General features: G+C 67.9%; 38 protein-coding genes and 1 pseudogene. 33 read left to right on the top strand and 6 right to left on the bottom strand.

What is annotated here, in order from left to right; genetic code table 11:
* The first annotated feature begins 17 nt into the window (after positions 1–17).
* The 27 genes from rplB to truA all read left to right on the top strand — a co-directional run bounded on the left by rplB (position 18) and on the right by truA (position 15,297).
* Positions 18–854 (top strand): 50S ribosomal protein L2, encoded by an 837-nt coding sequence (gene rplB / locus OKJ99_RS29175; RefSeq protein WP_326020860.1) that lies wholly within the window; start codon positions 18–20, stop codon positions 852–854.
* A gap of 12 nt (positions 855–866) precedes the next feature.
* Positions 867–1,148, top strand: a complete 282-nt coding sequence (gene rpsS / locus OKJ99_RS29170; protein WP_326020859.1) for a 30S ribosomal protein S19 — start codon at positions 867–869, stop codon at positions 1,146–1,148.
* Positions 1,149–1,190: 42 nt separating this feature from the next.
* Positions 1,191–1,538 carry a 50S ribosomal protein L22 gene (gene rplV / locus OKJ99_RS29165; protein WP_266713079.1) on the top strand — a complete coding sequence of 116 codons (348 nt, stop codon included), beginning with the start codon at positions 1,191–1,193 and terminating at the stop codon, positions 1,536–1,538.
* Positions 1,538–2,377 (top strand): 30S ribosomal protein S3, encoded by an 840-nt coding sequence (gene rpsC / locus OKJ99_RS29160; protein ID WP_326020857.1) that lies wholly within the window; start codon positions 1,538–1,540, stop codon positions 2,375–2,377. Before rplV ends, rpsC begins: the two co-directional genes overlap by 1 nt.
* A 5-nt stretch (positions 2,378–2,382) precedes the next feature.
* A complete protein-coding gene (rplP, locus tag OKJ99_RS29155) occupies positions 2,383–2,802 on the top strand; it encodes a 50S ribosomal protein L16 (RefSeq protein ID WP_018528356.1) in 420 nt (139 codons plus the stop codon).
* Positions 2,802–3,026, top strand: a complete 225-nt coding sequence (rpmC, locus tag OKJ99_RS29150; RefSeq protein ID WP_010036720.1) for a 50S ribosomal protein L29 — start codon at positions 2,802–2,804, stop codon at positions 3,024–3,026. Before rplP ends, rpmC begins: the two co-directional genes overlap by 1 nt.
* Positions 3,026–3,310 (top strand): 30S ribosomal protein S17, encoded by a 285-nt coding sequence (rpsQ, locus tag OKJ99_RS29145; protein ID WP_266713085.1) that lies wholly within the window; start codon positions 3,026–3,028, stop codon positions 3,308–3,310. The genes rpmC and rpsQ overlap by 1 nt, the downstream gene beginning before the upstream one ends.
* Before the next feature lie 103 nt (positions 3,311–3,413).
* Positions 3,414–3,782, top strand: coding sequence for a 50S ribosomal protein L14 (rplN, locus tag OKJ99_RS29140; RefSeq protein ID WP_003974257.1), 369 nt, complete (start codon positions 3,414–3,416; stop codon positions 3,780–3,782).
* A gap of 2 nt (positions 3,783–3,784) precedes the next feature.
* Positions 3,785–4,108 carry a 50S ribosomal protein L24 gene (gene rplX, locus OKJ99_RS29135; protein WP_266713087.1) on the top strand — a complete coding sequence of 108 codons (324 nt, stop codon included), beginning with the start codon at positions 3,785–3,787 and terminating at the stop codon, positions 4,106–4,108.
* Positions 4,108–4,665, top strand: coding sequence for a 50S ribosomal protein L5 (rplE, locus tag OKJ99_RS29130; protein WP_326020853.1), 558 nt, complete (start codon positions 4,108–4,110; stop codon positions 4,663–4,665). The genes rplX and rplE overlap by 1 nt, the downstream gene beginning before the upstream one ends.
* Before the next feature lie 5 nt (positions 4,666–4,670).
* Complete coding sequence (locus OKJ99_RS29125) at positions 4,671–4,856, top strand: type Z 30S ribosomal protein S14 (RefSeq protein ID WP_003948630.1); 186 nt, start codon at positions 4,671–4,673, stop codon at positions 4,854–4,856.
* A 208-nt stretch (positions 4,857–5,064) separates the two neighbouring features.
* Positions 5,065–5,463 (top strand): 30S ribosomal protein S8, encoded by a 399-nt coding sequence (gene rpsH / locus OKJ99_RS29120; RefSeq protein ID WP_326020850.1) that lies wholly within the window; start codon positions 5,065–5,067, stop codon positions 5,461–5,463.
* 24 nt (positions 5,464–5,487) lie between these two features.
* The gene (gene rplF, locus OKJ99_RS29115) at positions 5,488–6,027 is read left to right on the top strand and encodes a 50S ribosomal protein L6 (protein ID WP_326020849.1); all 540 of its coding nucleotides are present in this window, start codon (positions 5,488–5,490) and stop codon (positions 6,025–6,027) included.
* Between the two features lie 3 nt (positions 6,028–6,030).
* Entirely contained in the window at positions 6,031–6,414 is a 384-nt protein-coding gene (gene rplR / locus OKJ99_RS29110; protein ID WP_326020847.1) for a 50S ribosomal protein L18, read from the top strand.
* Between the two features lie 43 nt (positions 6,415–6,457).
* The gene (gene rpsE / locus OKJ99_RS29105; protein ID WP_266713097.1) at positions 6,458–7,063 is read left to right on the top strand and encodes a 30S ribosomal protein S5; all 606 of its coding nucleotides are present in this window, start codon (positions 6,458–6,460) and stop codon (positions 7,061–7,063) included.
* Complete coding sequence (gene rpmD, locus OKJ99_RS29100; protein WP_326020845.1) at positions 7,063–7,242, top strand: 50S ribosomal protein L30; 180 nt, start codon at positions 7,063–7,065, stop codon at positions 7,240–7,242. Before rpsE ends, rpmD begins: the two co-directional genes overlap by 1 nt.
* A 2-nt stretch (positions 7,243–7,244) precedes the next feature.
* Positions 7,245–7,700 (top strand): 50S ribosomal protein L15, encoded by a 456-nt coding sequence (rplO, locus tag OKJ99_RS29095; RefSeq protein WP_326020843.1) that lies wholly within the window; start codon positions 7,245–7,247, stop codon positions 7,698–7,700.
* A gap of 242 nt (positions 7,701–7,942) precedes the next feature.
* On the top strand, positions 7,943–9,256 hold the full coding sequence (gene secY / locus OKJ99_RS29090) for a preprotein translocase subunit SecY (protein WP_326020841.1): 1,314 nt from the start codon (positions 7,943–7,945) through the stop codon (positions 9,254–9,256).
* On the top strand, positions 9,256–9,903 hold the full coding sequence (locus OKJ99_RS29085) for an adenylate kinase (RefSeq protein WP_326020839.1): 648 nt from the start codon (positions 9,256–9,258) through the stop codon (positions 9,901–9,903). The genes secY and OKJ99_RS29085 overlap by 1 nt, the downstream gene beginning before the upstream one ends.
* A 120-nt stretch (positions 9,904–10,023) precedes the next feature.
* On the top strand, positions 10,024–10,860 hold the full coding sequence (gene map, locus OKJ99_RS29080) for a type I methionyl aminopeptidase (protein WP_326020837.1): 837 nt from the start codon (positions 10,024–10,026) through the stop codon (positions 10,858–10,860).
* A 310-nt stretch (positions 10,861–11,170) separates the two neighbouring features.
* On the top strand, positions 11,171–11,392 hold the full coding sequence (gene infA, locus OKJ99_RS29075; protein WP_003948620.1) for a translation initiation factor IF-1: 222 nt from the start codon (positions 11,171–11,173) through the stop codon (positions 11,390–11,392).
* A 58-nt stretch (positions 11,393–11,450) separates the two neighbouring features.
* The gene (gene rpmJ, locus OKJ99_RS29070) at positions 11,451–11,564 is read left to right on the top strand and encodes a 50S ribosomal protein L36 (RefSeq protein WP_003974245.1); all 114 of its coding nucleotides are present in this window, start codon (positions 11,451–11,453) and stop codon (positions 11,562–11,564) included.
* 210 nt (positions 11,565–11,774) lie between these two features.
* Positions 11,775–12,155, top strand: a complete 381-nt coding sequence (gene rpsM, locus OKJ99_RS29065) for a 30S ribosomal protein S13 (RefSeq protein ID WP_326020835.1) — start codon at positions 11,775–11,777, stop codon at positions 12,153–12,155.
* Between the two features lie 65 nt (positions 12,156–12,220).
* Positions 12,221–12,625, top strand: coding sequence for a 30S ribosomal protein S11 (gene rpsK / locus OKJ99_RS29060; protein WP_003948617.1), 405 nt, complete (start codon positions 12,221–12,223; stop codon positions 12,623–12,625).
* 114 nt (positions 12,626–12,739) lie between these two features.
* Complete coding sequence (locus OKJ99_RS29055; RefSeq protein ID WP_003966937.1) at positions 12,740–13,762, top strand: DNA-directed RNA polymerase subunit alpha; 1,023 nt, start codon at positions 12,740–12,742, stop codon at positions 13,760–13,762.
* Positions 13,763–13,878: 116 nt separating this feature from the next.
* Positions 13,879–14,364 carry a 50S ribosomal protein L17 gene (gene rplQ, locus OKJ99_RS29050; RefSeq protein WP_326020832.1) on the top strand — a complete coding sequence of 162 codons (486 nt, stop codon included), beginning with the start codon at positions 13,879–13,881 and terminating at the stop codon, positions 14,362–14,364.
* Between the two features lie 78 nt (positions 14,365–14,442).
* The gene (truA, locus tag OKJ99_RS29045) at positions 14,443–15,297 is read left to right on the top strand and encodes a tRNA pseudouridine(38-40) synthase TruA (RefSeq protein ID WP_326020830.1); all 855 of its coding nucleotides are present in this window, start codon (positions 14,443–14,445) and stop codon (positions 15,295–15,297) included.
* A 24-nt stretch (positions 15,298–15,321) separates the two neighbouring features.
* On the opposite strand, the gene OKJ99_RS29040 is transcribed toward truA, so the two are convergent.
* A complete protein-coding gene (locus OKJ99_RS29040) occupies positions 15,322–16,170 on the bottom strand; it encodes a hypothetical protein (protein ID WP_326020828.1) in 849 nt (282 codons plus the stop codon).
* 358 nt (positions 16,171–16,528) lie between these two features.
* Between OKJ99_RS29040 and rplM the strand changes: the two genes are divergently transcribed.
* The 3 genes from rplM (at position 16,529) to glmM (ending at position 18,996) form a co-directional block, all read left to right on the top strand.
* On the top strand, positions 16,529–16,972 hold the full coding sequence (rplM, locus tag OKJ99_RS29035) for a 50S ribosomal protein L13 (RefSeq protein WP_326020826.1): 444 nt from the start codon (positions 16,529–16,531) through the stop codon (positions 16,970–16,972).
* A gap of 44 nt (positions 16,973–17,016) precedes the next feature.
* A complete protein-coding gene (rpsI, locus tag OKJ99_RS29030) occupies positions 17,017–17,538 on the top strand; it encodes a 30S ribosomal protein S9 (protein WP_326020825.1) in 522 nt (173 codons plus the stop codon).
* 99 nt (positions 17,539–17,637) lie between these two features.
* On the top strand, positions 17,638–18,996 hold the full coding sequence (glmM, locus tag OKJ99_RS29025; protein ID WP_326020823.1) for a phosphoglucosamine mutase: 1,359 nt from the start codon (positions 17,638–17,640) through the stop codon (positions 18,994–18,996).
* Positions 18,997–19,002: 6 nt separating this feature from the next.
* Here glmM and OKJ99_RS29020 read toward each other — a convergent pair whose 3' ends face one another.
* Both OKJ99_RS29020 and coaA read right to left on the bottom strand, forming a co-directional pair.
* Positions 19,003–19,953: a DUF389 domain-containing protein gene (locus tag OKJ99_RS29020; RefSeq protein WP_326020821.1), complete on the bottom strand. Its 951-nt coding sequence runs from the start codon at positions 19,951–19,953 to the stop codon at positions 19,003–19,005.
* Positions 19,954–19,975: 22 nt separating this feature from the next.
* Entirely contained in the window at positions 19,976–20,989 is a 1,014-nt protein-coding gene (coaA, locus tag OKJ99_RS29015) for a type I pantothenate kinase (protein WP_407700785.1), read from the bottom strand.
* Between the two features lie 243 nt (positions 20,990–21,232).
* Between coaA and OKJ99_RS29010 the strand changes: the two genes are divergently transcribed.
* Positions 21,233–21,421, top strand: coding sequence for a hypothetical protein (locus OKJ99_RS29010; protein WP_326020818.1), 189 nt, complete (start codon positions 21,233–21,235; stop codon positions 21,419–21,421).
* Positions 21,422–21,473: 52 nt separating this feature from the next.
* Positions 21,474–21,845 (top strand): holo-ACP synthase, encoded by a 372-nt coding sequence (locus OKJ99_RS29005; RefSeq protein ID WP_326020816.1) that lies wholly within the window; start codon positions 21,474–21,476, stop codon positions 21,843–21,845.
* Between the two features lie 17 nt (positions 21,846–21,862).
* On the opposite strand, the pseudogene OKJ99_RS29000 reads toward OKJ99_RS29005, so the two are convergent.
* From OKJ99_RS29000 to OKJ99_RS28990, 3 genes and pseudogenes are all read right to left on the bottom strand, one after another.
* Positions 21,863–21,964, bottom strand: a pseudogene (locus OKJ99_RS29000) (translation initiation factor IF-1); the annotation flags it as partial.
* 16 nt (positions 21,965–21,980) lie between these two features.
* Positions 21,981–22,781, bottom strand: a complete 801-nt coding sequence (locus OKJ99_RS28995) for a GNAT family N-acetyltransferase (protein WP_326020814.1) — start codon at positions 22,779–22,781, stop codon at positions 21,981–21,983.
* A gap of 177 nt (positions 22,782–22,958) precedes the next feature.
* Positions 22,959–24,404 (bottom strand): NAD(P)H-hydrate dehydratase, encoded by a 1,446-nt coding sequence (locus OKJ99_RS28990; RefSeq protein ID WP_326020812.1) that lies wholly within the window; start codon positions 24,402–24,404, stop codon positions 22,959–22,961.
* A 101-nt stretch (positions 24,405–24,505) separates the two neighbouring features.
* Here OKJ99_RS28990 and alr point away from each other — a divergent pair, with 101 nt between their 5' ends.
* Complete coding sequence (alr, locus tag OKJ99_RS28985) at positions 24,506–25,672, top strand: alanine racemase (protein ID WP_326020810.1); 1,167 nt, start codon at positions 24,506–24,508, stop codon at positions 25,670–25,672.
* Positions 25,673–25,791: the final 119 nt, after the last annotated feature.

Genomic DNA, 25,791 nt, shown 5'->3' with positions numbered 1-25,791 from the left:
CGGACGAGGACTGAGAAATGGGAATCCGCAAGTACAAGCCGACGACGCCGGGCCGCCGTGGCTCCTCCGTCGCCGACTTCGTCGAGGTAACGCGGTCCACGCCGGAGAAGTCGCTGGTTCGCCCGCTGCACAGCAAGGGCGGCCGTAACAACGCCGGTCGGATCACTGTTCGCCACCAGGGTGGTGGACACAAGCGCGCCTTCCGCGTGATCGACTTCCGTCGTCACGACAAGGACGGCGTGCCGGCGAAGGTCGCTCACATCGAGTACGACCCGAACCGCACTGCGCGCATCGCGCTTCTGCACTACGCGGACGGCGAGAAGCGCTACATCCTGGCCCCGCGCGGTCTCGCGCAGGGCGCCAAGGTGGAGAACGGCCCCGCTGCCGACATCAAGCCCGGTAACAACCTGGCGCTCCGCAACATCCCGGTCGGTACCACGATCCACGCGATCGAGCTCCGTCCCGGTGGCGGCGCCAAGTTCGCGCGTTCCGCTGGTGCCTCCGTGCAGCTGCTCGCGAAGGAGGGCTCGATGGCCCACCTTCGTATGCCCTCCGGCGAGATCCGCCTGGTCGACGTGCGCTGCCGCGCCACCGTCGGCGAGGTCGGCAACGCCGAGCAGAGCAACATCAACTGGGGCAAGGCCGGCCGCATGCGCTGGAAGGGCGTCCGCCCGACCGTGCGTGGTGTCGTCATGAACCCGGTTGACCACCCGCACGGTGGTGGTGAAGGCAAGACCTCCGGTGGTCGCCACCCGGTCTCGCCGTGGGGCCAGAAGGAGGGTCGTACTCGTGATCGCAGCAAGGCGAGCAACAAGTACATCGTCCGCCGCCGCAAGTCGAACAAGAAGCGCTAGGAGCGGGTTTAGATGCCGCGCAGTCTCAAGAAGGGACCCTTCGTCGACGGCCACCTCGTAAAGAAGGTGGACGCTCAGAACGAAGCCGGTTCCAAGAACGTCATCAAGACCTGGTCCCGCCGCTCGATGATCGTTCCCAGCATGCTGGGTCACACGATCGCGGTGCACAACGGCAAGACCCACATCCCGGTGTTCGTCACCGAGTCGATGGTCGGCCACAAGCTCGGCGAGTTCTCGCCGACGCGCACCTTCCGGGGTCACGTCAAGGACGACCGGAAGTCGAAGCGCCGCTAAGGCGGGGTGGAATCGACTATGACTAACACCGAAGGGACAACCATGGAAGCCAGGGCCCAGGCGCGGTACATCCGCGTCACGCCCATGAAGGCCCGCCGCGTGGTGGACCTCATCCGTGGCATGGATGCCACGGAGGCTCAGGCGGTCCTGCGATTCGCCCCGCAGGCCGCGAGCCAGCCGGTGGGCAAGGTGCTCGACAGCGCCATCGCCAACGCCGCGCACAACTACGACCACCCTGACGCCTCTTCGCTGGTCATCAGCGAGGCGTACGTGGACGAGGGTCCGACCCTGAAGCGGTTCCGTCCGCGTGCTCAGGGCCGGGCCTACCGGATCCGTAAGCGGACCAGCCACATCACCGTGGTCGTCAGCAGCAAGGAAGGAACCCGGTAATGGGCCAGAAGGTAAACCCGCACGGGTTCCGGCTCGGTGTCACGACCGACTTCAAGTCGCGTTGGTACGCCGACAAGCTGTACAAGGACTACGTCAAGGAAGACGTCGCCATCCGTCGGATGATGACGTCCGGCATGGAGCGCGCCGGCATCTCGAAGGTTGAGATCGAGCGCACCCGTGACCGCGTGCGGGTGGACATCCACACCGCTCGTCCCGGCATCGTCATCGGCCGCCGTGGCGCCGAGGCCGACCGCATCCGCGGTGACCTCGAGAAGCTCACGGGCAAGCAGGTCCAGCTGAACATCCTCGAGGTCAAGAGCCCCGAGACGGACGCTCAGCTGGTTGCTCAGGCCGTTGCCGAGCAGCTGTCCTCCCGCGTCTCCTTCCGTCGCGCCATGCGTAAGAGCATGCAGGGCACGATGAAGGCCGGCGCCAAGGGCATCAAGATCCAGTGTGGCGGTCGTCTCGGCGGTGCCGAGATGTCCCGTTCGGAGTTCTACCGCGAGGGCCGCGTGCCCCTGCACACGCTCCGCGCCAACGTGGACTACGGCTTCTTCGAGGCCAAGACGACCTTCGGCCGCATCGGCGTGAAGGTCTGGATCTACAAGGGCGACGTCAAGAACATCGCCGAGGTTCGCGCCGAGAACGCCGCGGCCCGCGCCGGTAACCGTCCGGCCCGTGGCGGTAACGACCGCCCGGCCCGTGGTGGTGGCCGTGGCGGCGAGCGTGGCGGTCGCGGTCGCAAGCCGCAGCAGCAGCAGGCTCCGGCCGCCGAGGCCCCCAAGGCCGACGCGCCCGCCGCTGCCGCTCCGGCTGAGAGCACCGGAACGGAGGCCTGACCGAAATGCTGATCCCCCGTAGGGTCAAGCACCGCAAGCAGCACCACCCGAAGCGCAGCGGCATGTCCAAGGGTGGCACGCAGGTTGCGTTCGGTGAGTACGGCATCCAGGCCCTCACCCCGGCGTACGTGACGAACCGTCAGATCGAGGCCGCTCGTATCGCCATGACGCGTCACATCAAGCGTGGCGGCAAGGTCTGGATCAACATTTACCCGGACCGCCCCCTCACCAAGAAGCCTGCCGAGACCCGCATGGGTTCCGGTAAGGGTTCCCCGGAGTGGTGGGTCGCCAACGTCAAGCCCGGACGTGTCATGTTCGAGCTGTCGTACCCCAACGAGAAGACCGCGCGCGAGGCGCTGACTCGTGCGGCTCACAAGCTGCCGATGAAGTGCAAGATCGTCAAGCGCGAGGCAGGTGAAGCGTGATGTCGGCCGGAACCAAGGCGTCTGAGCTGCGCGAGCTGGGCAACGAGGAGCTCCTCAACAAGCTCCGCGAGGCCAAGGAAGAGCTGTTCAACCTCCGCTTCCAGGCGGCGACGGGTCAGCTCGAGAACCACGGCCGGCTCAAGGCCGTCCGCAAGGACATCGCGCGGATCTACACCCTCATGCGTGAGCGCGAGCTGGGCATCGAGACGGTGGAGAGCGCCTGATGAGCGAGAAGACTGTGACTGAAGAGACTGCCGCCCGCGGCTTCCGCAAGACCCGTGAGGGCCTTGTTGTCAGCGACAAGATGGACAAGACCGTCGTCGTCGCTGTCGAGGACCGTGTCAAGCACGCGCTGTACGGCAAGGTCATCCGCCGTACGAACAAGCTCAAGGCGCACGACGAGCAGAACGCTGCCGGCGTCGGCGACCGCGTCCTCCTGATGGAGACGCGTCCGCTGTCGGCGAGCAAGCGCTGGCGCATCGTCGAGATCCTCGAGAAGGCCAAGTAATTCTCTGAGGCATCCCTCAGAGTTCGTTCCGCCAGGCTCGGCAGGGGCCCTCTCGTAAGAGAGAAGCCCCTGCCGGGAACCGGCAGACAAACAGGAGATAGACGTGATCCAGCAGGAGTCGCGACTGCGCGTCGCCGACAACACGGGTGCGAAGGAAATTCTCACCATCCGTGTTCTCGGTGGCTCGGGTCGCCGCTACGCGGGCATCGGTGACGTCATCGTTGCCACCGTCAAGGACGCGATCCCCGGTGGCAACGTGAAGAAGGGTGACGTCGTCAAGGCGGTCATCGTTCGCACCGTCAAGGAGCGCCGCCGTCCGGACGGCTCGTACATCCGCTTCGACGAGAACGCCGCCGTCATTCTGAAGAACGACGGCGACCCTCGCGGCACCCGTATCTTCGGCCCGGTGGGCCGTGAGCTGCGCGAGAAGAAGTTCATGAAGATCATCTCGCTCGCGCCGGAGGTGCTGTAAGCATGAAGATCAAGAAGGGCGACCTGGTCCAGGTCATCACCGGTAAGGACCGCGGCAAGCAGGGCAAGGTCATTGCGGCCTTCCCCCGCGAGGACCGTGTCCTGGTCGAGGGTGTCAACCGGGTCAAGAAGCACACGAAGGCCGGCCCCACCGCCAGCGGTTCGCAGGCCGGCGGCATCGTCACGACCGAGGCGCCTGTCCACGTCTCCAACGTCCAGCTGGTCGTTGAGAAGGACGGCAACAAGGTCGTCACGCGTGTCGGTTTCCGCTTCGACGAGGACGGCAACAAGATCCGCGTTGCCAAGCGGACGGGTGAGGACATCTGATGACTACCACCACCAATCCGCGTCTGAAGACGAAGTACCGCGAGGAGATCACGGCGAAGCTGCAGGAGGAGTTCTCGTACGAGAACGTCATGCAGATTCCCGGTCTCGTGAAGGTCGTCGTGAACATGGGTGTCGGCGACGCCGCCCGTGACTCGAAGCTCATGGACGGTGCCGTCCGTGACCTGACGACGATCACCGGTCAGAAGCCGGCCATCACCAAGGCTCGCAAGTCCATCGCGCAGTTCAAGCTGCGTGAGGGTCAGCCCATCGGTGCCCACGTCACGCTTCGTGGCGACCGCATGTGGGAGTTCCTGGACCGCACCCTGTCGCTCGCGCTGCCGCGCATCCGCGACTTCCGTGGTCTGTCCCCCAAGCAGTTCGACGGCCGTGGCAACTACACCTTCGGTCTCACGGAGCAGGTCATGTTCCACGAGATCGACCAGGACAAGATCGACCGCGTCCGGGGTATGGACATCACCGTGGTCACCACGGCGACCAACGACGACGAGGGCCGTGCCCTTCTGCGTCACCTCGGCTTCCCGTTCAAGGAGGCGTAAGCGAGATGGCGAAGAAGGCTCTTATTGCCAAGGCTGCTCGTAAGCCGAAGTTCGGTGTTCGTGGCTACACGCGCTGCCAGCGCTGCGGCCGCCCGCACTCCGTGTACCGCAAGTTCGGCCTCTGCCGCGTGTGCCTTCGTGAGATGGCTCACCGTGGCGAGCTGCCGGGCGTGACCAAGAGCTCCTGGTAGTCCCTTAGTTGGGATTGCCCGGATCTCTCGGTAAGTAGAGGGTCGGCAGAGCACCTGCCTCACATGGCTTAGGCTTGTGTGGTTGGGCTCTGCTGCCCTGACCGACTTACTACGCCGTAGGTCCCCGCGCCGCACCCGTCCCGCCCCTGTGTGGGGAGAGGGATGGCGCATACAGGAAACCCCGGCGAGAGAGGCCGAAGGCCAATTCATGACCATGACTGATCCGATCGCAGACATGCTTACGCGTCTGCGGAACGCGAACTCGGCGTACCACGACACCGTGGCTATGCCGCACAGCAAGATCAAGTCGCACATCGCCGAGATCCTCCAGCAGGAGGGTTTCATCACCGGCTGGAAGGTCGAGGACGCCGAGGTCGGCAAGTCCCTCGTCCTGGAGCTGAAGTTCGGCCCGAACCGTGAGCGTTCGATCGCCGGCATCAAGCGCATCTCCAAGCCGGGTCTGCGCGTTTACGCGAAGTCCACCAACCTGCCGAAGGTTCTCGGCGGCCTGGGCGTGGCGGTCATCTCCACGTCGCACGGCCTCCTGACCGGCCAGCAGGCAGGCAAGAAGGGCGTGGGTGGGGAAGTCCTCGCCTACGTCTGGTAGCGGAAGGAATCGGAGGAAACAGCTATGTCGCGTATTGGCAAGCTCCCCATCACGGTTCCCGCCGGCGTGGACGTCACCATCGACGGCCAGACGGTCGCGGTGAAGGGCCCCAAGGGTTCCCTGAGCCACACCGTTGCGGCGCCGATCGAGATCGCCAAGGGTGAGGACGGCATTCTGGCCGTCACCCGCCCGAACGACGAGCGTCAGAACAAGGCCCTGCACGGCCTGTCCCGCACGCTGGTGGCGAACATGATCACCGGCGTGACCACGGGTTACGTGAAGAAGCTCGAAATCAGCGGTGTCGGTTACCGCGTCCTGGCGAAGGGCTCCAACCTGGAGTTCTCGCTCGGCTACAGCCACCCGATCCTGATCGAGGCGCCCGAGGGCATCTCCTTCAAGGTCGAATCGGCGACCAAGTTCTCGGTCGAGGGCATCGACAAGCAGAAGGTCGGCGAGGTTGCGGCCAACATCCGCAAGCTGCGCAAGCCCGACCCGTACAAGGCCAAGGGCGTCAAGTACGAAGGCGAAGTCATCCGCCGCAAGGTCGGAAAGGCGGGTAAGTAAGCCATGGCATACGGTCAGAAGATCGCTAAGGGCGACGCTTACAAGCGTGCGGCCATCAAGCGCCGCCACATCCGTATCCGCAAGAACATGTCGGGTACGGCCGAGCGTCCGCGCCTGGTCGTGACACGCTCGAACCGGAACATCGTGGCGCAGGTCATCGACGACGTTAAGGGTCACACCCTCGCGTCGGCGTCGACCCTGGACACGTCGATCCGCGGCGGCGAGGGCGACAAGTCCGCGCAGGCCAAGTCGGTCGGCGCCCTGGTCGCCGAGCGCGCCAAGGCCGCCGGTGTCGAGGCTGTCGTGTTCGACCGTGGTGGTAACCAGTACGCCGGGCGCATTGCTGCCCTGGCGGACGCCGCCCGCGAAGCCGGACTCAAGTTCTGAGTCCTGGTTCCGTAGCTAGCGGAAACAGAGAGAGGTAATTCCAATGGCTGGACCCCAGCGCCGCGGTGGCGGTGCCGGTGGCGGCGAGCGGCGGGACCGGAAGGGTCGCGACGGTGGCAACGCCGCCGAGAAGACCGCGTACGTTGAGCGCGTTGTCGCGATCAACCGCGTCGCCAAGGTTGTGAAGGGTGGTCGTCGCTTCAGCTTCACTGCGCTCGTCGTAGTGGGCGACGGTGACGGCACCGTGGGTGTCGGTTACGGCAAGGCCAAGGAGGTGCCGGCCGCCATCGCCAAGGGTGTTGAGGAGGCCAAGAAGCACTTCTTCAAGGTCCCCCGTATCCAGGGCACCATCCCGCACCCGATCACGGGCGAGAAGGCTGCGGGCGTCGTCCTGCTCAAGCCTGCTTCCCCCGGTACCGGTGTTATCGCCGGTGGCCCGGTGCGTGCCGTGCTCGAGTGCGCGGGCGTGCACGACATCCTGTCGAAGTCGCTCGGTTCGTCGAACGCGATCAACATCGTGCACGCCACGGTGGAGGCCCTGCGTGGTCTGCAGCGTCCCGAGGAGATCGCGGCTCGCCGTGGTCTGCCCCTCGAGGACGTCGCTCCCGCGGCCCTGCTGCGTGCGCGTGCCGGGGCCGGTGCTGCGTAATGGCACAGCTCAAGATCACGCAGACGAAGTCGTACATCGGCAGCAAGCAGAACCACCGTGACACCCTGCGTTCCCTTGGTCTCAAGGGGATCAACACGCAGGTCGTCAAGGAGGACCGCCCCGAGTTCCGCGGCATGGTGCAGACCGTCCGCCACCTCGTGACGGTTGAGGAGGTCTGATCATGGCGGAGAACAACCCGCTCAAGATCCACAACCTCCGTCCGGCCCCCGGCGCCAAGACCGCCAAGACCCGTGTCGGTCGTGGTGAGGCGTCGAAGGGTAAGACGGCCGGTCGTGGTACCAAGGGCACCAAGGCCCGTTACCAGGTTCCGGAGCGCTTCGAGGGTGGCCAGATGCCCCTCCACATGCGTCTCCCGAAGCTCAAGGGCTTCCGGAACCCCTTCAAGGTCGAGTTCCAGGTCGTGAACCTGGACAAGCTCGCCTCGCTGTACCCCGAGGGTGGCGAAGTCACCGTCGAGGGTCTGGTGGAGAAGGGTGCTGTCCGTAAGAACAGCCTCGTCAAGGTCCTGGGCCAGGGCGAGATCACCGTGGCGCTGCAGGTGACGGTCGATTCCGTCTCCGGCTCCGCCAAGGAGAAGATCACCGCCGCTGGCGGTACGGTCACCGAGCTCGTCTGAGTCCATCAGGCGTCTCGATGACGTGAACGTCCCTACCGGGGATGCCCCACATATGGGGCATCCCCGGTTGGTCGTTCCAAGGGGGGCAGTTACGCCGGTAAGGTGGCGTCGGCTGTTAAGTTCCGGGCTTAGTGTGCCCCCGGCACCTATCCCGACTCTTGGCCGTTAGACCGTTTACGTATTTGTCGAATCCTCAAGACCGTCACCTCTGACGCACGCGCGCGGGGGTCGCAGGAGGCACCGTGCTCACCGCGTTCGCCCGGGCGTTCAAGACGCCCGACCTGCGCAAGAAACTGCTCTTCACGCTGGGCATCGTCGTGATCTACCGGCTCGGCGCGCATGTGCCGATCCCAGGGGTCGATTACTCGAACGTCCAGACGTGTATGGACGTCGCCAACTCCAGCTCCGGCCTGTTCGGTCTGGTCAACATGTTCAGCGGTGGCGCGCTGTTGCAGATCACGGTCTTCGCGCTCGGCATCATGCCGTACATCACCGCGAGCATCATTCTGCAGCTGCTCACCGTGGTGATCCCGCGTCTGGAAGCCCTCAAGAAGGAGGGCTCGGCCGGCACAGCGAAGATCACGCAGTACACGCGTTACCTGACCGTGGCGCTCGCCATTCTTCAGGGCACGGGCCTCGTCGCCACCGCCCGTACCGGTGCGCTCTTCCAGGGCTGCCCCGTCGCCAGCGAGATCGTGCCGGACCAGTCGATCTTCGTGACCGTCACGATGGTCCTCGTGATGACCGCCGGTACCTGCGTGATGATGTGGCTCGGCGAGCTCATCACCGACCGCGGCATCGGCAACGGCATGTCGATCCTGATGTTCATCTCGATCGCCGCCACCTTCCCGTCCGCCCTGTGGGCCATCAAGAAGCAGGGCTCGCTGGCCGACGGCTGGATCGAGTTCGGCACCGTCATCCTCGTCGGCCTGGTCATGGTCGCCCTGGTGGTCTTCGTCGAGCAGGCTCAGCGCCGTATCCCCGTGCAGTACGCGAAGCGCATGATCGGCCGCCGTTCCTACGGCGGTACGTCCACGTACATTCCGCTGAAGGTGAATCAGGCCGGTGTGATCCCGGTCATCTTCGCCTCGTCACTGCTCTACATTCCGGCACTGGTCGCCCAGTTCGCCGGGGGTGATTCGCAGTGGAAGGTCTGGATCGATGACCACCTGACCAAGGGAAATCACCCGATTTACATCGTCACGTACTTCCTCTTGATCGTGTTCTTCGCCTTCTTCTACGTGGCGATCTCGTTCAACCCCGAGGAAGTCGCCGACAACATGAAGAAGTATGGTGGCTTCATCCCGGGCATCCGGGCTGGCCGACCGACCGCTGAGTACCTTTCGTACGTGCTCAACCGGATCACCTGGCCGGGTTCGCTGTATTTGGGCCTGATCGCTCTCGTGCCGACGATGGCGTTGGTTGGTTTCGGGGCAAACCAGAACTTCCCGTTCGGTGGCACGAGCATCCTGATCATCGTGGGTGTCGGCCTGGAGACGGTGAAGCAGATCGAGAGCCAGCTCCAGCAGCGCAATTACGAAGGGTTCCTCCGCTGATGCGTATCGTCCTCGTCGGGCCGCCCGGTGCTGGCAAGGGAACGCAGGCCGCGTTCCTGGCCAAGAACCTGTCGATTCCGCACATCTCCACGGGCGACCTCTTCCGTGCCAACATCAGCCAGGGCACGGAGCTGGGCAAGAAGGCCAAGTCCTACATGGACGCCGGCCAGCTGGTCCCTGACGAGGTCACCATCGGGATGGCGAAGGACCGCATGGAGCAGGCGGATGCCGTGAACGGCTTCCTGCTCGATGGCTTCCCGCGCAACGTCTCGCAGGCCGAGGCGCTCGACGTCGCCCTCAAGGCCGACGACGTCACGCTGGACGCGGTTCTCGACCTGGAGGTCCCCGAGGACGAGGTGGTCAAGCGCATCGCCGGCCGCCGCATCTGCCGTAACGACTCGGCACACGTCTTCCACGTCACGTACAAGCAGCCGAAGGCCGAGGGTGTCTGCGACACCTGCGGCGGTGAGCTGTACCAGCGTGACGACGACAAGGAAGAGACCGTGCGCAAGCGGCTCGAGGTCTACCACACGCAGACCGAGCCGATCATCGACTACTACCGGGAGCAGGGGCTCGTCGTGACGATCTCCGCCCTGGGCAAGGTCGAGGAAGTCACGGCGCGGGCCATGGAGGCCCTGGAGCGCTGAGCGCTCCCGTGTTACGTGCCCTGAGGCCGCGGTTCCCCGTCGGGGGGATCGCGGCCTTAGTGTTGGTCGGGACTGGACGTACGTAACCCTCGTACCGGATGACGGAGAGCGCAGGCCCCCATGGTGCAGATCAAGACCCCCGACCAGATTCGCAAGATGCGGGAGGCGGGGCTTGTCGTCGCGGCGATCCACGCGGCGACCCGTGAGGCGGCCGTGCCGGGCGCGACCACCAAGGATCTGGACGAGGTCGCCCGCAAGGTGCTCGCCGAGCACGGGGCGAAGTCGAACTTCCTCGGGTACGGGGGGTTCCCCGCGACCATCTGCACCTCGAAGAACGAGGTCGTGGTGCACGGCATCCCGAGCGACGAGGTCGTCCTCGAGGACGGCGACATCATCTCGATCGACTGCGGTGCGATCGTCGACGGGTGGCACGGCGACGCCGCGTACACCGCCTTCGTCGGGTCCGGGCACTCCGCTGAGCTGATCGAGCTGTCGCGGGTGACGGAGGAGTCGATGTGGGCCGGGCTCGCCGCGATGAAGTCCGGTAACCGGCTGGTCGACATCTCCCGTGCCATCGAGACGTACATCCGCCGGCAGCCGAAGCCGGGCGGCGGGAAGTACGGGATCGTCGAGGACTACGGCGGTCACGGCATCGGGACCGAGATGCACATGGACCCGCACCTGCTGAACTACGTCGAGCGGCGGCGGGGGAAGGGGCCGAAGCTGGTCCCCGGCTTCTGCCTCGCGATCGAGCCGATGGTCTCCCTCGGTACGCCGAGGACGGAGACGCTGGCGGACGACTGGACCGTCATCACGACGGACGGGACCTGGTCCTCGCACTGGGAGCACTCCGTGGCCCTCACGGAGGACGGCCCGCTGGTCCTCACATCACCCGACGGCGGCAAGGCGAAGCTCGCGGAGCTGGGCGTGACGGCGGCGCCGGATCCGCTGGGCTGAGACCGGGCCTGGGTTGTGGCCGTCGGCCGGAGGCCGGCGCAGCCGCTCGAAGCTTGTGAGGCGCCCTGGCGCCGATCCCGCGAGGGCGGCGTTCGGGAGTGGGTCGGCCGCGCCGGATCCGTTGGGCTGAGAACGCCGCGACGAGGACCTTAGGCGGGTCGGGTGCTTATTGATCTTCCGGGTAGGGCAGAATCACGAGATTCGTCTTTCCGGGGGTCCTGACGTAGACTGACTCGTCGGCTCTCGTGTATGCGCATGTCTCCATGCGGGCACGAAAGTCGATCAAGGTAGTCGATTCGAAGGGCGAAGCGTGGCCAAGAAGCAAGGTGCCATCGAGATCGAGGGCACTGTCGTCGAGTCTCTGCCGAACGCCATGTTCAAGGTCGAGCTCCAGAACGGTCACCAGGTCCTGGCACACATCAGTGGCAAGATGCGCATGCACTACATCCGCATCCTCCCTGACGACCGGGTCGTGGTGGAGCTGTCTCCGTACGACCTGACGCGTGGCCGGATCGTCTACCGGTACAAGTAGATCTTGCCCTAGTCCCGCCTCTGCGGGCCGCCGGCAACTGACCCGGAGAACCTCACCCATGAAGGTCAAGCCGAGCGTCAAGAAGATCTGCGACAAGTGCAGGGTGATCCGCCGTCACGGTCGGGTCATGGTTATCTGCGACAACCCGCGCCACAAGCAGCGCCAGGGCTGACGCAGACCCTTTTAACTGCAGTTCGTTCGCAGAGTTCGCGCGACGCAGCACATCGAGTACATATGCAGGGCCCGCCGGCGACGATTTCGTCGTGGCGACACCTTCGGTCGGAGGCCGAGGACTCAGTTCGTACCAACTCTTTGAACCGAAGAGGACGGCGGCTGGGAGTGGTTCTGCTACAGACCTCCGAACTATCAACAGGAGCCATGAATGGCACGCGTTGAAGGTGTTGACCTCCCGCGCGAGAAGCGCATTGAGGTCGCCCTCACCTACGTGTTCGGCATTGGCCGCACGCGCGCCCAGCAGACGCTGGACGCCGTCGGTGTCGACCGTAACGTCCGCGTTCGGGACATCACCGAGGAAGACCTCGTGAAGATCCGCGAGTACGTGGACCAGGCCTTCCAGACCGAGGGTGACCTCCGTCGCGAGATCCAGGCCGACATCCGCCGCAAGGTCGAGATCGGCTGCTACCAGGGTCTGCGCCACCGTCGCGGCCTGCCGGTCCACGGCCAGCGCACCAGCACGAACGCGCGTACCCGCAAGGGCCCGCGTCGCGCGATCGCCGGCAAGAAGAAGCCGGGCAAGAAGTAGTCCTCAGCGGACGCTCACAAGCGGTCTTCGCTGTAGGACCGACCACCTCCCTGTAGGAGAACGACATGCCCCCCAAGGGTCGTCAGGGCGCTGCCAAGAAGGTGCGCCGCAAGGAAAAGAAGAACGTCGCTCACGGCCACGCGCACATCAAGAGCACGTTCAACAACACGATCGTGTCCATCACGGACCCGACCGGCAACGTGATCTCGTGGGCCTCCGCCGGCCACGTCGGCTTCAAGGGCTCGCGCAAGTCCACGCCGTTCGCCGCGCAGATGGCCGCCGAGTCGGCTGCCCGTCGCGCGCAGGAGCACGGCATGCGCAAGGTCGACGTCTTCGTCAAGGGTCCCGGCTCCGGCCGTGAGACCGCGATCCGCTCCCTCCAGGCCACTGGCCTCGAGGTCGGCTCGATCCAGGACGTGACGCCCACGCCGCACAACGGCTGCCGTCCGCCCAAGCGCCGCCGCGTCTGACGCACGGTTGTCTTAGGTTTCGGGCGGTACGGCTCCTCGGAGGCGTGCCGCCCGTACCCTTGTAGTACTCAAGGGCATCAAATAGTGGGTGCCCATGACTGAAGGATTCACTTCATGCTGATTGCTCAGCGTCCCTCGTTGACCGAAGAGGTCGTCGACGAATTCCGCTCCCGGTTCGTGATCGAGCCGCTGGAGCCGGGCTTCGGCTACACCCTCGGCAACTCCCTCCGCCGCACCCTCCTCTCGTCGATCCCCGGCGCTGCTGTCACCAGCATCCGCATCGACGGTGTCCTGCACGAGTTCACCACCGTGCCGGGCGTCAAGGAGGACGTCACCGACCTCATCCTGAACATCAAGCAGCTGGTCGTCTCCTCGGAGCACGACGAGCCGGTCGTGATGTACCTGCGCAAGCAGGGCCCGGGTCTGGTCACCGCCGCCGACATCGCGCCCCCGGCCGGTGTCGAGGTGCACAACCCCGACCTCGTCCTCGCCACGCTCAACGGCAAGGGCAAGCTGGAGATGGAGCTGACCGTCGAGCGCGGTCGCGGCTACGTCTCCGCCGTGCAGAACAAGCAGGTCGGTCAGGAGATCGGGCGCATCCCGGTCGACTCGATCTACTCGCCGGTTCTCAAGGTCACGTACAAGGTCGAGGCCACGCGTGTCGAGCAGCGCACCGACTTCGACAAGCTGATCGTCGACGTCGAGACCAAGCAGGCGATGCGTCCCCGTGACGCCATGGCCTCCGCCGGTAAGACGCTGGTCGAGCTGTTCGGTCTCGCCCGCGAGCTGAACATCGACGCCGAGGGCATCGACATGGGCCCGTCCCCCACGGACGCCGCTCTTGCCGCTGATCTCGCCCTGCCGATCGAGGAGCTCGAGCTCACCGTTCGGTCGTACAACTGCCTCAAGCGCGAGGGCATCCACTCCGTGGGTGAGCTCGTCGCCCGCTCCGAGGCCGACCTGCTCGACATCCGCAACTTCGGTGCGAAGTCGATCGACGAGGTCAAGGCGAAGCTGGCCGGCATGGGCCTGGCCCTCAAGGACAGCCCGCCCGGATTCGACCCGACCGCCGCCGCCGACGCCTTCGGCGCCGACGACGACGCGGACGCGGGTTTCGTGGAGACCGAGCAGTACTGATCGGTCTTACCTCCGGGGACGCCTTGTGCGTCCCCGGATCTCCGACAGGCGACCGCCTGCTCGGATACTGACCTTGGTACCTAGTACGGCCAGGGCAGACACCTAGGAGAAACATCATGCCGAAGCCCGCCAAGGGTGCCCGTCTGGGCGGCAGCGCTGCGCACGAGAAGCTGCTCCTCGCGAACCTCGCGAAGTCGCTCTTCGAGCACGGCAAGATCACGACGACCGAGGCCAAGGCCCGTCGTCTGCGTCCGTACGCGGAGCGTCTGGTCACCAAGGCGAAGAACGGCGACCTGCACAACCGCCGTCAGGTGCTCCAGGTCATCACGGACAAGAGCATCGTCCACACGCTCTTCACCGAGATCGGCCCGCGCTACGAGAACCGCCCGGGTGGTTACACCCGTATCACCAAGATCGGTAACCGTCGTGGCGACAACGCGCCCATGGCTGTCATCGAGCTGGTCGAGGCCCTGACGGTCGCGCAGCAGGCCACCGGTGAGGCCGAGGCCGCCACCAAGCGTTCCGCCAAGGACGCCGAGGCCGCCGAGGCGCAGACCGAGGCTCCGGCCGAGGCCGCTGCCGAGGAGTCGAAGGACGCCTGAGGCTGACGCCTTGTGTGTGAGCGGGTCCGCCCTTCCGGGGCGGGCCCGCTTTCCGTTTCTCCCTAAGGACTGTTTGTTGTGAGTGATGAGGTGGCCGACGGCTTCGTGCGGCTGCGGCTCGATGTGAGTTACGACGGCAAGGACTTCTCCGGCTGGGCCAAGCAGGCCTCCGGGCGGCGGACCGTGCAGGGGGAGATCGAGGACGCGCTGCGTACGGTGACGCGGTCCTCGCGGACGTACGACCTGACGGTCGCCGGGCGGACCGACGCGGGGGTGCACGCGCGGGGCCAGGTCGCGCACGTGGACCTGCCGGTGGAGCTGTGGGGCGAGCACCGGGAGAAGCTGCTGAAGCGGCTCGCGGGGCGGCTGCCGAGGGATGTGCGGGTGTGGTCGGTGGCCGAGGCGCCCAGCGGCTTCAACGCGCGGTTCTCGGCGATCTGGCGGCGGTACGCGTACCGGGTGACGGATCAGCCGGGCGGCGTCGATCCGCTGCTGCGGGGCCATGTGCTGTGGCACGACTGGCCGTTGGACGTCGACGCCATGAACGAGGCCGCGGAGCGGCTGCTCGGCGAGCACGACTTCGCCGCCTACTGCAAGCGGCGTGAGGGCGCGACGACCATTCGTACGCTGCAGGGGCTCAGCCTCGTGCGCGGTGACGACGGGATCGTCACCGCGACCGTGCGGGCCGATGCCTTCTGCCACAACATGGTGCGGTCCCTGATCGGGGCGCTGCTGTTCGTGGGCGACGGGCACCGGCCGGCCGACTGGCCGGGCAAGGTGCTCGCCGCGGGCGTGCGGGACTCCGCCGTGCACGTGGTGCGGCCGCACGGGCTGACGCTGGAGGAAGTCGGTTACCCCGCCGACGAGTTGCTCGCCGCGCGCAACAAGGAGGCGCGCAACAAGCGGACGCTCCCGGGCGCCGGGTGTTGCTGAGGGTGGCGCCCGGGTGGCCTGCGGTCAGCCCGAAGTCGCCGCCGCGGAGGCCTGGACCTCGCCGCGCCGCTTGATCTGCTGGAACGTGAATTCCTGGAGGTCGTCGCCGAGGGAGAACATCACGGTGTCCTTCTTCGTGGCGTCCTGGCCGTTGGTGAGGCCGCCGTTGGTGAAGTACGTGTAGCGGCCCACCGAGTTCGCCGTCATGCGGCACCTCGTGGTGCGGCAGAACGTGGGCACGCCGGAGCCCGGCAGCGAGACGACCGTGCCGTCGAAGTTGTACTGGTCCTTGGCCTTCGCCGCCTGCGCCCTCGTCTTGAAGACCGCGACGCCAATGGTGACCGCGGAATCGCCCTTGTAGTACGTGGCGCGGATCACCTGGGCACAGTTGTTGCTGCTCAGCAGGCCTTGCAGGCCCTTCGTCGCGACCGACGAGCAGTTGGTGGTGCGGGCCGTGGCGCCCTTCGTGTAGACCCGGTCGCCGGCGGTGAACTGCTTGCCGGGGAAGAGGCTGTCCGCGTTGAGCGGGGCCCTGTCCTTGGCGGCGCTGTTGATGAAGTCGTTCGGGTCGAGCGGGGGCGGCGGGGTCGTCGCGTCGAAGGACGGCCCTCCCGACTTGCCCTCGCTGGGGATGTCCGCCGTGCTCGGCAGCTGGTCGGCCGGTTTGTTCGCGTTCTCGTTGCTCTTGTTCGTCGAGACGATGCCCCACGCGACCGCCGAGCCGACGGCGAGCGTGGCCACGATCGCACCGCTGATCACCATCCAGCGCTTCTTGCGCGCGCGTGCCTCTGATGCCTCCGCGAGCGACGCCCAGTCCGGGGTCGACCCGCCGTCATTGGGCCCCCACGGGGATCCCCCTTGCCCGAAACTCATGGGGCGCATCTTAGAGGTAAGGCCTGGTGTGGCATTGCCCTCGTCCCGTGGTGGAGGTGTGAGGGCTTTCGGCGCGTTACCGTGGAGGGCACACGACGAAGCGGAACACCCGGTCTCCGGGAGCTCCGGAGGCCCCGCGTTTTGACCCGTACAGGGCAGCGCAGGTAGTCTCGGTCGTTGTTATACGTATCGGCTTGGTCGTTCTCACGCGAAGGGCCCTTACGTAGGTTCCCTGGAGCAGTTACCAGTGGCTTGCATACGGGTCAGCGTCCCCGGCACTGTGAGCCCCAGCTGCATGTCGCTTCAGTGGTGCCGTGTGTCAGGACCCCATTCACTGAAGAATCGAAGGCTACGAACCGTGCGTACGTACAGCCCCAAGCCCGGCGACGTGTCTCGCCAGTGGCACGTCATTGACGCTCAGGACATCGTCCTGGGCCGTCTGGCGACCACCGCTGCCATCCTTCTGCGCGGCAAGCACAAGCCGACCTATGCCCCGCACATGGACATGGGCGACTTCGTCGTCATCGTCAACGCCGACAAGGTTCACCTGTCCGGCAACAAGAAGACCCAGAAGATGGCGTACCGCCACTCCGGTTACCCGGGTGGTCTGCGCTCCGTCCGTTACGACGAGCTTCTGGAGAAGAACCCCGAGAAGGCCGTCGAGAAGGCCATCAAGGGCATGCTCCCCAAGAACACGCTCGGCCGTCAGATGCTCTCGAAGCTGAAGGTCTACTCGGGCGACACGCACCCGCACGCTGCCCAGCAGCCGGTGCCGTTCGAGATCACTCAGGTCGCGCAGTAGTTCCGGCCACACCCCCTAAGACAGAAAAGAATCTGAGGAGAATCGTGGCCGAGACCACTGCCGAGACGCCGGTCGAAGAGACCGAGATCGCCGACGTCGAGAGCTACACCACCGAGTCCGACGCGCCCGTCGAGGGCGAGTACACCTCGGAGTCCAACCCGGCCCGCTTCGGTGACCCGCAGCCGGCCGCCGGCCTGGGCCGTCGCAAGAACGCCATCGCGCGCGTTCGCATCGTGCCCGGCACCGGCAAGTGGAAGGTCAACGGGCGCACGCTCGAGGACTACTTCCCGAACAAGGTGCACCAGCAGGAAGTCAACGAGCCCTTCAAGGTGCTCGAGCTCGACGGCCGCTACGACGTCATCGCCCGCATCTCGGGTGGCGGCGTCTCCGGTCAGGCCGGTGCCCTGCGCCTCGGCGTGGCCCGCGCGCTGAACGAGGCCGACGCGGACAACAACCGCGGCGCCCTCAAGAAGGCCGGCTACCTCCGTCGCGACGACCGTGCGGTCGAGCGCAAGAAGGCCGGTCTCAAGAAGGCCCGCAAGGCCCCGCAGTACAGCAAGCGCTAAATTCCGCTGCCTGCTTGTTTTCCCGTTCGCCCCGGCGGCACGTATCGTGCCGCCGGGGCGTTCGGCTTATGACGATGTGTTGGTTCGGAGGACATCAAGGTGGGACGACTCTTCGGCACGGACGGCGTGCGCGGCGTCGCCAATGCGGATCTGACGGCGGAGCTCGCGCTCGGTCTGTCGGTCGCGGCGGCACATGTTCTGGGCGAGGCAGGCAGTTTTGAGGGCCATCGTCCGGTGGCCGTGGTCGGCCGTGATCCGCGCGCCTCGGGCGAGTTTCTGGAGGCCGCGGTCGTCGCGGGCCTGGCCAGCGCCGGAGTCGATGTGCTGCGTGTGGGCGTGCTGCCCACGCCCGCGGTCGCCTACCTCACGGGCGCGCTGGGCGCCGACCTCGGTGTGATGCTCTCCGCGAGCCACAACGCCATGCCGGACAACGGCATCAAGTTCCTCGCCCGCGGCGGCCACAAGCTGGACGACGCCCTGGAGGACCGCATCGAGGCGATCTACGAGCGGCACAGCACCGGTGCCCCGTGGAACCGCCCGACGGGCGCGGGCGTCGGCCGTGTGAAGTCGTACGGCGAGGGCCTCGACCAGTACATCGCGCATCTCGTGGGCGTGCTGCCGAACCGGCTCGAAGGCCTGAAGGTCGTCCTCGACGAGGCGCACGGCGCGGCCTCGCGGGTCTCCCCGGAGGCCTTCACCCGTGTCGGTGCCGAAGTCGTCACGATCGGCGCCGAGCCCAACGGGCTGAACATCAACGACGGGTGCGGTTCGACCCACCTGGACCTGCTGAAGGCCGCCGTCATCGAGCACGGGGCCGACTTCGGCATCGCGCACGACGGGGACGCGGACCGCTGCCTGGCCGTGGACCACACCGGGTCCGAGGTCGACGGCGACCAGATCATGGCGGTGCTCGCGCTCGACATGAAGGCGCGCGGCGTGCTGCGGGACGACACGCTGGTCGCGACCGTCATGTCGAACCTGGGCCTGAAGCTGGCGATGGAGCGCGAGGGCATCGACCTCGTACAGACCGGCGTCGGCGACCGGTACGTCCTGGAGAACATGAAGGAGAACGGGTTCGCGCTCGGCGGCGAGCAGTCCGGGCACGTCATCGTTCTCGACCACGCGACGACCGGTGACGGCACGCTGACGGGCCTGCTGCTCGCGGCGCGTGTCGCCCAGACCGGGCGGACGCTGAAGGACCTGGCGAGCGTCATGGAGCGGCTGCCGCAGGTGCTCATCAACGTGCCGGACGTGGACAAGTCCCGCGTCACCACGTCCGCCGAGCTGCAGTCGGCGGTGGCGGACGCGGAGCGTGAACTCGGTGCGACCGGGCGGGTGTTGCTGCGCTCGTCGGGTACGGAGCCGCTGGTGCGGGTGATGGTCGAGGCCGCGGACATCGCGCAGGCCCGGTCCGTCGCGGAGCGCCTGGCCGACGTCGTGAAGTCGGCGCTCGGCTAGGAGTGTCTAGCTCTTCGTGAGCTTTCTGGCGGTGCGTTCGCGTTGCTTGGCCCAGAGGTACTTCTGGGCGAGGAGCGTGACCGTACCGGCCAGGACGATTCCCAGCAGGTTCAGCAGGAGTTGCTGGGTCGAGCCCCACATCTGGCCCGCGTCGCCGTAGCTCAGCGCCACCGCGGCGTTCGCCGCCGCCGGGACCGTGGTCACCGAGATGGCGACGCCCACCAGGGCGCCGGACTTCGCCGAGGTGAGCGACAGGGTGCCGGCCGCGCCCGCGAGGACGGCCACCACGAACGAGAACCAGTCGGGCGCGTAGATGAACCCGGTGTTCGGCCGGTCCGCCTCCAACTGGCCCTCGCTGAACAGGTTCACGGCGTCCATGAAGTAGCTGAAGCCCACCGTCACCGCCATCGCCACCGCGAAGCCGACGAGCAGGGCGACCAGGGAACGCCACGCCAGGCGCGGTGACTTGCGCACCAGGGCCGTACAGAACCCGGCGAGCGGGCCGAACTCCGGGCCCACCGCCATGGCGCCCACGATCAGGATCGCGTTGTCGAGCACGACACCGCAGGCCGCGATCATCGTCGCGATGACCAGGAACGCCACGTACGTGATCGTGAGCGTGGACTCCTCGTGCGTGGCGTCCGAGAGCTGCTCCCACAGGACCGCGTCCGCGCCCTCGCCCGGCGCGTCCTCCTCGGCCTTGTCGGCGCGCAGGGACAGTGACAGGTCGATGTTCTCGACGGAGATCGAGCCCGACCGGTCGATGCCCAACTCCCGCAGGCCGCCGATGAGTTCGTCGCCGGCCTCGCGGGCGACGTCGCACATGACGACATCGCCCGACGGGTTGCGGGCGGCGCCCGGAAGTACCACCAGGTGTGTGGTGCCGGTCGTCCGCCCGATGAGGCGCACCACGTCGTCCGTCGTGTCGGAAGGCGTGATCAGGCGCAGATGCAGCATGGGGTCTTTCTAACAGCTGCCGCTACAGCTTGCGCAGCCGCAGCCGCTGCACCTTGTGGTCGGGGCCCTTGCGGATGACGAGTCCCGCGCGGCCGCGGGTGGGGGCCACGTTCTCCAGCAGGTTGACCTTGTTGACGGTGCGCCAGGTGCTGCGCGCGTAGTCCAGGGCCTCCTCCTCGGAGACCTGGGTGTACTTCCTGAAGTACGAGGACGGGTCCTGGAAGGCCGTCGCGCGCAGCTTGCGGAAGCGGTTGAGGTACCAGGCCTCGATGTCCTCGGCCCGCGCGTCGACGTACACGCTGAAGTCGAAGTAGTCGGCGAGACCGACGCGGGTGCGGCCGTCCTTGCCGGGCAGGGCGGGCTGCAGCACGTTCAGGCCCTCGACGATGAGGATGTCGGGGCGGCGTACGACGAGCTTCTCGCCGGGCACGATGTCGTAGATCAGGTGCGAGTAGACCGGGGCGGTCACCTCGTCCTTGCCCGCCTTGATGTCGGCGACGAAGCGGGTCAGGGCGCGCCGGTCGTACGACTCGGGGAAGCCCTTGCGGGACATCAGGCCGCGGGCCTCCAGCTCCTTGGTGGGGAGCAGGAACCCGTCGGTGGTGACCCGCTCGACGCGCGGGTGCTCGGGCCAGCGGGAGAGCAGGGCCTGGAGGAGGCGGGCGACGGTCGACTTGCCGACCGCCACGGATCCCGCGACTCCTATGACGAAGGGCGTGCCGGACTGGGCGGCCTTCTTGTTCGTCTCGCCGAGGAACGTGTTGAGCGCCCCGCGCAGGCCGTCGGTCGCGCCCACGTACAGATTCAGCAGGCGGGACAGCGGCAGATAGATGTCGCGGACCTCGTCCAGGTCGATCACGTCACCCAGGCCGCGCAGCCGCTCCAGCTCGTCCGCGGTCAGCGGCAGTGGGGTCTTGTCGCGCAGTGCGCTCCATTCGGTGCGGGTGAGGTCGACGTAGGGAGTCACCTCCGGCTTCTGCCGGTGGGTGCTCCGGGAGGTCGCTTGTGGCTTGGACTCGGAGACCGGAGAGATCACAGTCCATTGTTACGGCAGTGTGGCCCGCGGCGGCAGGTGGGGTGTGTCACGTCAGGGGATGTGGGAACCCCGTTCGTCACAGGTTCGCCACAGGTATGGGCAGGTATGGCCCCTGCGTGGAGGTGGCGATACATTCCGTGCACCCGTGGGACGTGACGCTGTTCGCGGGGCGGGAGGGGAAGCATGATGGCCGCGCTTCGTGTGCCGAATTTTGTCCGTCGCAGGTCGGCGGGTGCCGATGTCATGGACGACTGGGCGAGTCACGTCCGCAGTGAACTCGCGCTGGAGCTGCCCGACGAGGACATCGGCGAGGACCTGGACGACTGCCTCGACTTCTACCGTCTCGGCAGCAAGCCGCGCTGCGAGGAGATCGAGTACCTGGCGCTCGTGCGGGACGCGCGGGACCGGATCGACCGAGGGTGGACCGCCTGAGGCCGGATGCCTGAGCCCGGATGCCGGGCCCGGCGACCGTAAGGTCTGCTGCATGAGCATCATCGGGGTCGGTATCGACGTGGCCGAGATCGAGCGGTTCGCGGCGTCGCTGGAGCGTACGCCGAGCATGGCCGAGCGCCTCTTCCTGGACGACGAGCTGCTGCTGCCCAGCGGGGAGCGGCGCGGGGTCGCCTCGCTCGCCGCCCGGTTCGCGGCCAAGGAGGCCGTCGCCAAGGCGCTCGGCGCGCCGGCCGGGCTGCGCTGGACCGACGCGGAGGTGTGGGTCGAGGAGAGCGGGCAGCCGCGGCTCCGGGTGACCGGGACGGTGGCCGCGCGGGCGGCGGAGCTGGGCGTGCGGGGGTTCCATGTGTCGCTGAGCCATGACGCGGGGGTCGCGTCCGCGGTGGTGGTGGCCGAGGGGTAGGACCGCTGCCGCTGCCCCTAGGCCCGGTGGCGGAACACGATCCGGCCCCGCGTCAGGTCGTACGGCGTGAGCTCCACCTGGACCCGGTCCGCCAGCAGGATCTTGATGTAGTTCTCGCGCCTTTCGTGGCGCCGGTCATCGGACCAGCTCCAGTGCGCGGTTCACGCGCCGCGCGCCGATGCCGTCGAAGAGGCCCTTCGCCGCTCCGTTCGCCTCGTCCACCTCGGCCGACACCGTCCGCACGCCGGAGCGGTGCAGGGTGTTCAGTACGTCGGCCAGGAGGGCCCGCGCGATGCCGCGGCGCCGTGCGTCGGTACGGACCGCGAGCAGGCCGATACGGGGGCGCCGGGTGGCCGTCGCCAGGCGCAGGAGGCCCAGGTAGGCGCCGTCCGGGTCCTCGGCCACGGTGTACTTCGCCGGGTCGACGACCGTGACCCCTGGTGGCAGCGGCCGCACCTCGGCCGGCATGGTGTGCCAGCCGACCGTGGCCCCGATCTCGGCCCGGACCGTACGGTCGAGGGCGCGCAACCGCGTCTCGTCCGCCGCGCCGGCCGGGACGACGGTGACGTCCGTGGGCGGGCGCACCGCGCCGAGTCCCGTGACGGCGGGGTCGGTGGGCACCGCGTACTCCCACTCGCCGCGGCCGACCGCGAACCCGAACTCCCGCCATTTCGACGTCAGTTCGGTGTCGTTCTCGTCGACGACGGTGTGCAGCGGGCCCGGCAGGTCCGCGAGCAGCGTCTCGGTCAGGGCCGCGAACGCGGTGTCGTGCCAGGCGTCGACGCTGATGAAGAGCCGGCCGTCGGGCCGGTGCGCGGCGTGGCCGCGGCCGATCACCTCGTCGTCCTCCAGGGCATGCCACTGGTGGTCCGCTACGCGGGTGACGACGACCGGATCGGGATGGCGGGTGCTTCGTGTGTGCGCGTGTGAATTCATCGGTGTCTCCTCTCGGGAGGCCCTCGATCTCAGGATCTTGGAGCGCTCCCGGCGACACCTGCTGTCAGCCGCCGGACCGTGACGAGCTGAGGGAGCACCCATGGGTGACTGCGTTCACAGGTCTCACCTCCCAGCTCTGACTGCACGGCCGTGGATGACGGTAGCAAGGGGTAGGCGTCAGGCGAAGAGGTTTTCCGTGACGTCCTGCCAGGCGCTCCGCAGCGCTCCCGCCACGTCCTGCGCCGAGATCGGTGCCCCGTCCGCCGCGTGCCGCGCCGCGAGCCCGTGCAGATGGGCGCCGACCGAGGCCGCGTCCAGCGGGGCGAGGCCCGCCGCGAGCAGGGAGCCGGTCAGTCCGGAGAGGACGTCGCCGCTGCCGGCCGTGGCGAGCCAGGGGCTGCCGGTGGGGTTCACGCGGGCCGGGCGGGTCTCGTCCGGCGGCGAGATCAGGGTCGTCGAGCCCTTCAGGAGGACCGTGGCGTCATAGCGGGCCGCCAACTCCCGTACGGAGGCCAGGCGTTCGGTCTCCACCTGCTCGCGCGTCACGCCGAGGAGCGCGGCCGCCTCCCCGGCGTGCGGGGTCAGTACGGTGGGCGCCGCGCGGTCGCGGACCGTCGCCGGGTCCGCGAGGCGCAGCCCGTCCGCGTCGATCAGGACCGGGACGTCGGAGGCCAGGACGTCGTGCAGGCCCGAGGGGTCGTCGCCGAGGCCGGGGCCGATCACCCACGACTGGACCCGCCCCGCCTTCGCCGGCGGCCCGGCCGAGACGAGCGCCTCCGGGAAGCGGGCGAGCACCGCGTCCGCGGCCGGGCCCACATAGCGCACCGCGCCGGCCCCGCCGTGCAGCGCGCCCGCCACCGCCAGGACCGCCGCGCCGGGGTAGCGGGCCGAACCCGCGACGATGCCGACGACGCCGCGCCGGTACTTGTCGCTCTCGCCGGTCGGCCGGGGGAGCAGCGCCGCCACGTCCGCGTACTGGAGCGCCTCCAACCCCGTTTCGGCTGGGGCGAGTTCGAGGCCGATGTCGACGAGGCGGAGGGCGCCCGCGTACTCCCGCGCCGGGTCGATGAGGAGGCCCGGCTTGTACGTTCCGAAGGTGACGGTCGCGTCCGCCCGTACCGCCGCGCCGCGCACCTCGCCGGTGTCGGCGTCCACGCCGCTCGGGAGGTCGACGGCGACGACGGTTCCCCGTGCCGCGTCGGCCAGTTCGGCCGCGCGGGGGCGCAGGCCGCCCTTGCCGCCGATGCCCACGATGCCGTCGACGACGAGGTCGGCGCGGCCCACGCGCTCCGTGGCGTTCCTGTCCTGCGCGTCGAGGACCGTGCCGCCTGCCGCGCGCAGCGCCGCGAGGCCCCCGGCGTGCGCCCGGTCCGGGGAGAGCAGCAGCGCCGTGACGCCCGCGCCGCGCCGTGCCAGGCGGGCGCCCGCGTACAGGGCGTCGCCGCCGTTGTCCCCCGAGCCGACGAGGAGGGTGACGCGGGAGCCGTACACCTTGCCGAGCAGGTCGGCGCAGGCGGTGGCGAGGCCGGCCGCGGCGCGTTGCATCAGCGCGCCCTCGGGCAGCCGCGCCATGAGGGCGCGCTCGGCGGACCTGACCGTCTCTACGTCGTGGGCGAGTCGCATGCCATCGAGTGTCCCTCAGGGCCGCCGCCCCGGCTGAAGTGTTTTGTGCCGGATTGGCCAACGGATCGGGTGTCGGACCCCTCTGAGACACTGACCTCACCATGAACGAGAACGTGACTGCCCCGCTCCGCGCCCGCGCCGAGATCGATCTGGCCGCGCTCAAGGCCAATGTGAGGGCTCTGCGCGCGCACGCGCCCGGGGCCGCGTTCATGGCGGTCGTGAAGGCGGACGCGTACGGGCACGGCATGCTCCCGGTCGCGCGGGCCGCCAAGGAGGCGGGGGCCGAGTGGCTGGGGGCCGCCACCGCCGAGGAGGCGCTGGAGCTGCGGGCCGCAGGGCTGCCGGGACGCATCATGTGCTGGCTGTGGGTGCCGGGCGGGCCCTGGCGGGAGGGCATCGAGGCCGATCTCGACATGTCGGTGAGTGGCATGTGGGCGTTGCGGGAGGTCGTCGACGCCGCGCGCGCGATGGGCCGGGTCGCCCGTATCCAGCTCAAGGCCGACACCGGACTCGGGCGGAACGGGTGTCTGCCCGGTGACTGGCCCGAGCTCGTGCGGGAGGCGCTGAAGGCGCAGCGGGCCGGGTTCGTGAACGTCACCGGGCTCTGGTCGCACTTCGCGTGCGCCGACGAGCCGGGGCATCCGTCCATCGCCGCCCAGCTGACGGGCTTCCGGGAGATGGTCGGGTACGCGGAGGGCGAGGGCGTCACCCCGGAGGTCCGGCACATCGCCAACTCGCCGGGGACGCTGACCCTTCCCGAGACGCACTTCGACCTCGTGCGCCCCGGCATCGCGATGTACGGGATCTCGCCGAGCGCAGAGGTCGGCGCGCCCGGCGACTTCGGTCTTCGCCCCGTGATGACGCTGAAGGCGAATCTCGCGCTCGTGAAGCACGCGCCGGGTGGACTCGGCGTCAGTTACGGGCATCACTACGTCACACCGGGCGAGACGACGCTCGGCCTCGTCCCGTTGGGCTACGCGGACGGCATCCCGCGGCACGCGTCCGGCACGGCTCCGCTCCTGATCGGCGGCAAGCGGCGCACGATCGCGGGCCGGGTGGCCATGGACCAGTTCGTCGTCGACCTCGGCGGCGACGAGCCGACCGCGGGGGACGAGGCGGTGCTCTTCGGTCCCGGTGACGGCGGCGAGCCGACCGCCGAGGACTGGGCGGTCGCGTCGGGCACCATCGCGTACGAGATCGTCACGCGCATCGGATCCCGCGTACCGCGCGTCTACGTAGGTGAAGAAGGCGGCAGCACGCGCGCGTGACCGGCGTCACGGCTTGAAGGTCCACCGACATGGCCGTCCGAGCCGCCACCATGTGAAGCAGCAACGGAACGGGTAACCCGACACCGACGGCAGGCAGGACGCGGAGCAGGGAGCGGCAC

The organism is Streptomyces endophyticus (assembly GCF_035798155.1).
GTDB lineage: Bacteria > Actinomycetota > Actinomycetes > Streptomycetales > Streptomycetaceae > Streptomyces > Streptomyces endophyticus.
This window is presented reverse-complemented; position numbering and strand designations above follow the sequence as displayed.

Coding starts and splice junctions, on each gene's coding strand:
- OKJ99_RS29020 (WP_326020821.1), bottom strand. CDS start 19,953: ATGCTGCATCTGCGCCTGATCACGCCTTCCGACACGACGGACGACGTG.
- OKJ99_RS29005 (WP_326020816.1), top strand. CDS start 21,474: ATGAGCATCATCGGGGTCGGTATCGACGTGGCCGAGATCGAGCGGTTC.
- alr (WP_326020810.1), top strand. CDS start 24,506: ATGAACGAGAACGTGACTGCCCCGCTCCGCGCCCGCGCCGAGATCGAT.
- rplR (WP_326020847.1), top strand. CDS start 6,031: ATGGCATACGGTCAGAAGATCGCTAAGGGCGACGCTTACAAGCGTGCG.
- rpsK (WP_003948617.1), top strand. CDS start 12,221: ATGCCCCCCAAGGGTCGTCAGGGCGCTGCCAAGAAGGTGCGCCGCAAG.
- rpmJ (WP_003974245.1), top strand. CDS start 11,451: ATGAAGGTCAAGCCGAGCGTCAAGAAGATCTGCGACAAGTGCAGGGTG.
- rpsS (WP_326020859.1), top strand. CDS start 867: ATGCCGCGCAGTCTCAAGAAGGGACCCTTCGTCGACGGCCACCTCGTA.
- rplV (WP_266713079.1), top strand. CDS start 1,191: ATGGAAGCCAGGGCCCAGGCGCGGTACATCCGCGTCACGCCCATGAAG.
- rplP (WP_018528356.1), top strand. CDS start 2,383: ATGCTGATCCCCCGTAGGGTCAAGCACCGCAAGCAGCACCACCCGAAG.
- rpsC (WP_326020857.1), top strand. CDS start 1,538: ATGGGCCAGAAGGTAAACCCGCACGGGTTCCGGCTCGGTGTCACGACC.
- rpsE (WP_266713097.1), top strand. CDS start 6,458: ATGGCTGGACCCCAGCGCCGCGGTGGCGGTGCCGGTGGCGGCGAGCGG.
- rplQ (WP_326020832.1), top strand. CDS start 13,879: ATGCCGAAGCCCGCCAAGGGTGCCCGTCTGGGCGGCAGCGCTGCGCAC.
- OKJ99_RS29040 (WP_326020828.1), bottom strand. CDS start 16,170: ATGAGTTTCGGGCAAGGGGGATCCCCGTGGGGGCCCAATGACGGCGGG.
- rpsQ (WP_266713085.1), top strand. CDS start 3,026: ATGAGCGAGAAGACTGTGACTGAAGAGACTGCCGCCCGCGGCTTCCGC.
- rplE (WP_326020853.1), top strand. CDS start 4,108: ATGACTACCACCACCAATCCGCGTCTGAAGACGAAGTACCGCGAGGAG.
- rpsM (WP_326020835.1), top strand. CDS start 11,775: ATGGCACGCGTTGAAGGTGTTGACCTCCCGCGCGAGAAGCGCATTGAG.
- OKJ99_RS29085 (WP_326020839.1), top strand. CDS start 9,256: ATGCGTATCGTCCTCGTCGGGCCGCCCGGTGCTGGCAAGGGAACGCAG.
- map (WP_326020837.1), top strand. CDS start 10,024: ATGGTGCAGATCAAGACCCCCGACCAGATTCGCAAGATGCGGGAGGCG.
- OKJ99_RS29055 (WP_003966937.1), top strand. CDS start 12,740: ATGCTGATTGCTCAGCGTCCCTCGTTGACCGAAGAGGTCGTCGACGAA.
- rpsH (WP_326020850.1), top strand. CDS start 5,065: ATGACCATGACTGATCCGATCGCAGACATGCTTACGCGTCTGCGGAAC.
- OKJ99_RS29010 (WP_326020818.1), top strand. CDS start 21,233: ATGGACGACTGGGCGAGTCACGTCCGCAGTGAACTCGCGCTGGAGCTG.
- OKJ99_RS28995 (WP_326020814.1), bottom strand. CDS start 22,781: ATGAATTCACACGCGCACACACGAAGCACCCGCCATCCCGATCCGGTC.
- OKJ99_RS29125 (WP_003948630.1), top strand. CDS start 4,671: ATGGCGAAGAAGGCTCTTATTGCCAAGGCTGCTCGTAAGCCGAAGTTC.
- rplX (WP_266713087.1), top strand. CDS start 3,785: ATGAAGATCAAGAAGGGCGACCTGGTCCAGGTCATCACCGGTAAGGAC.
- OKJ99_RS28990 (WP_326020812.1), bottom strand. CDS start 24,404: ATGCGACTCGCCCACGACGTAGAGACGGTCAGGTCCGCCGAGCGCGCC.
- rplO (WP_326020843.1), top strand. CDS start 7,245: ATGGCGGAGAACAACCCGCTCAAGATCCACAACCTCCGTCCGGCCCCC.
- rplB (WP_326020860.1), top strand. CDS start 18: ATGGGAATCCGCAAGTACAAGCCGACGACGCCGGGCCGCCGTGGCTCC.
- rpmC (WP_010036720.1), top strand. CDS start 2,802: ATGTCGGCCGGAACCAAGGCGTCTGAGCTGCGCGAGCTGGGCAACGAG.
- rplF (WP_326020849.1), top strand. CDS start 5,488: ATGTCGCGTATTGGCAAGCTCCCCATCACGGTTCCCGCCGGCGTGGAC.
- rpmD (WP_326020845.1), top strand. CDS start 7,063: ATGGCACAGCTCAAGATCACGCAGACGAAGTCGTACATCGGCAGCAAG.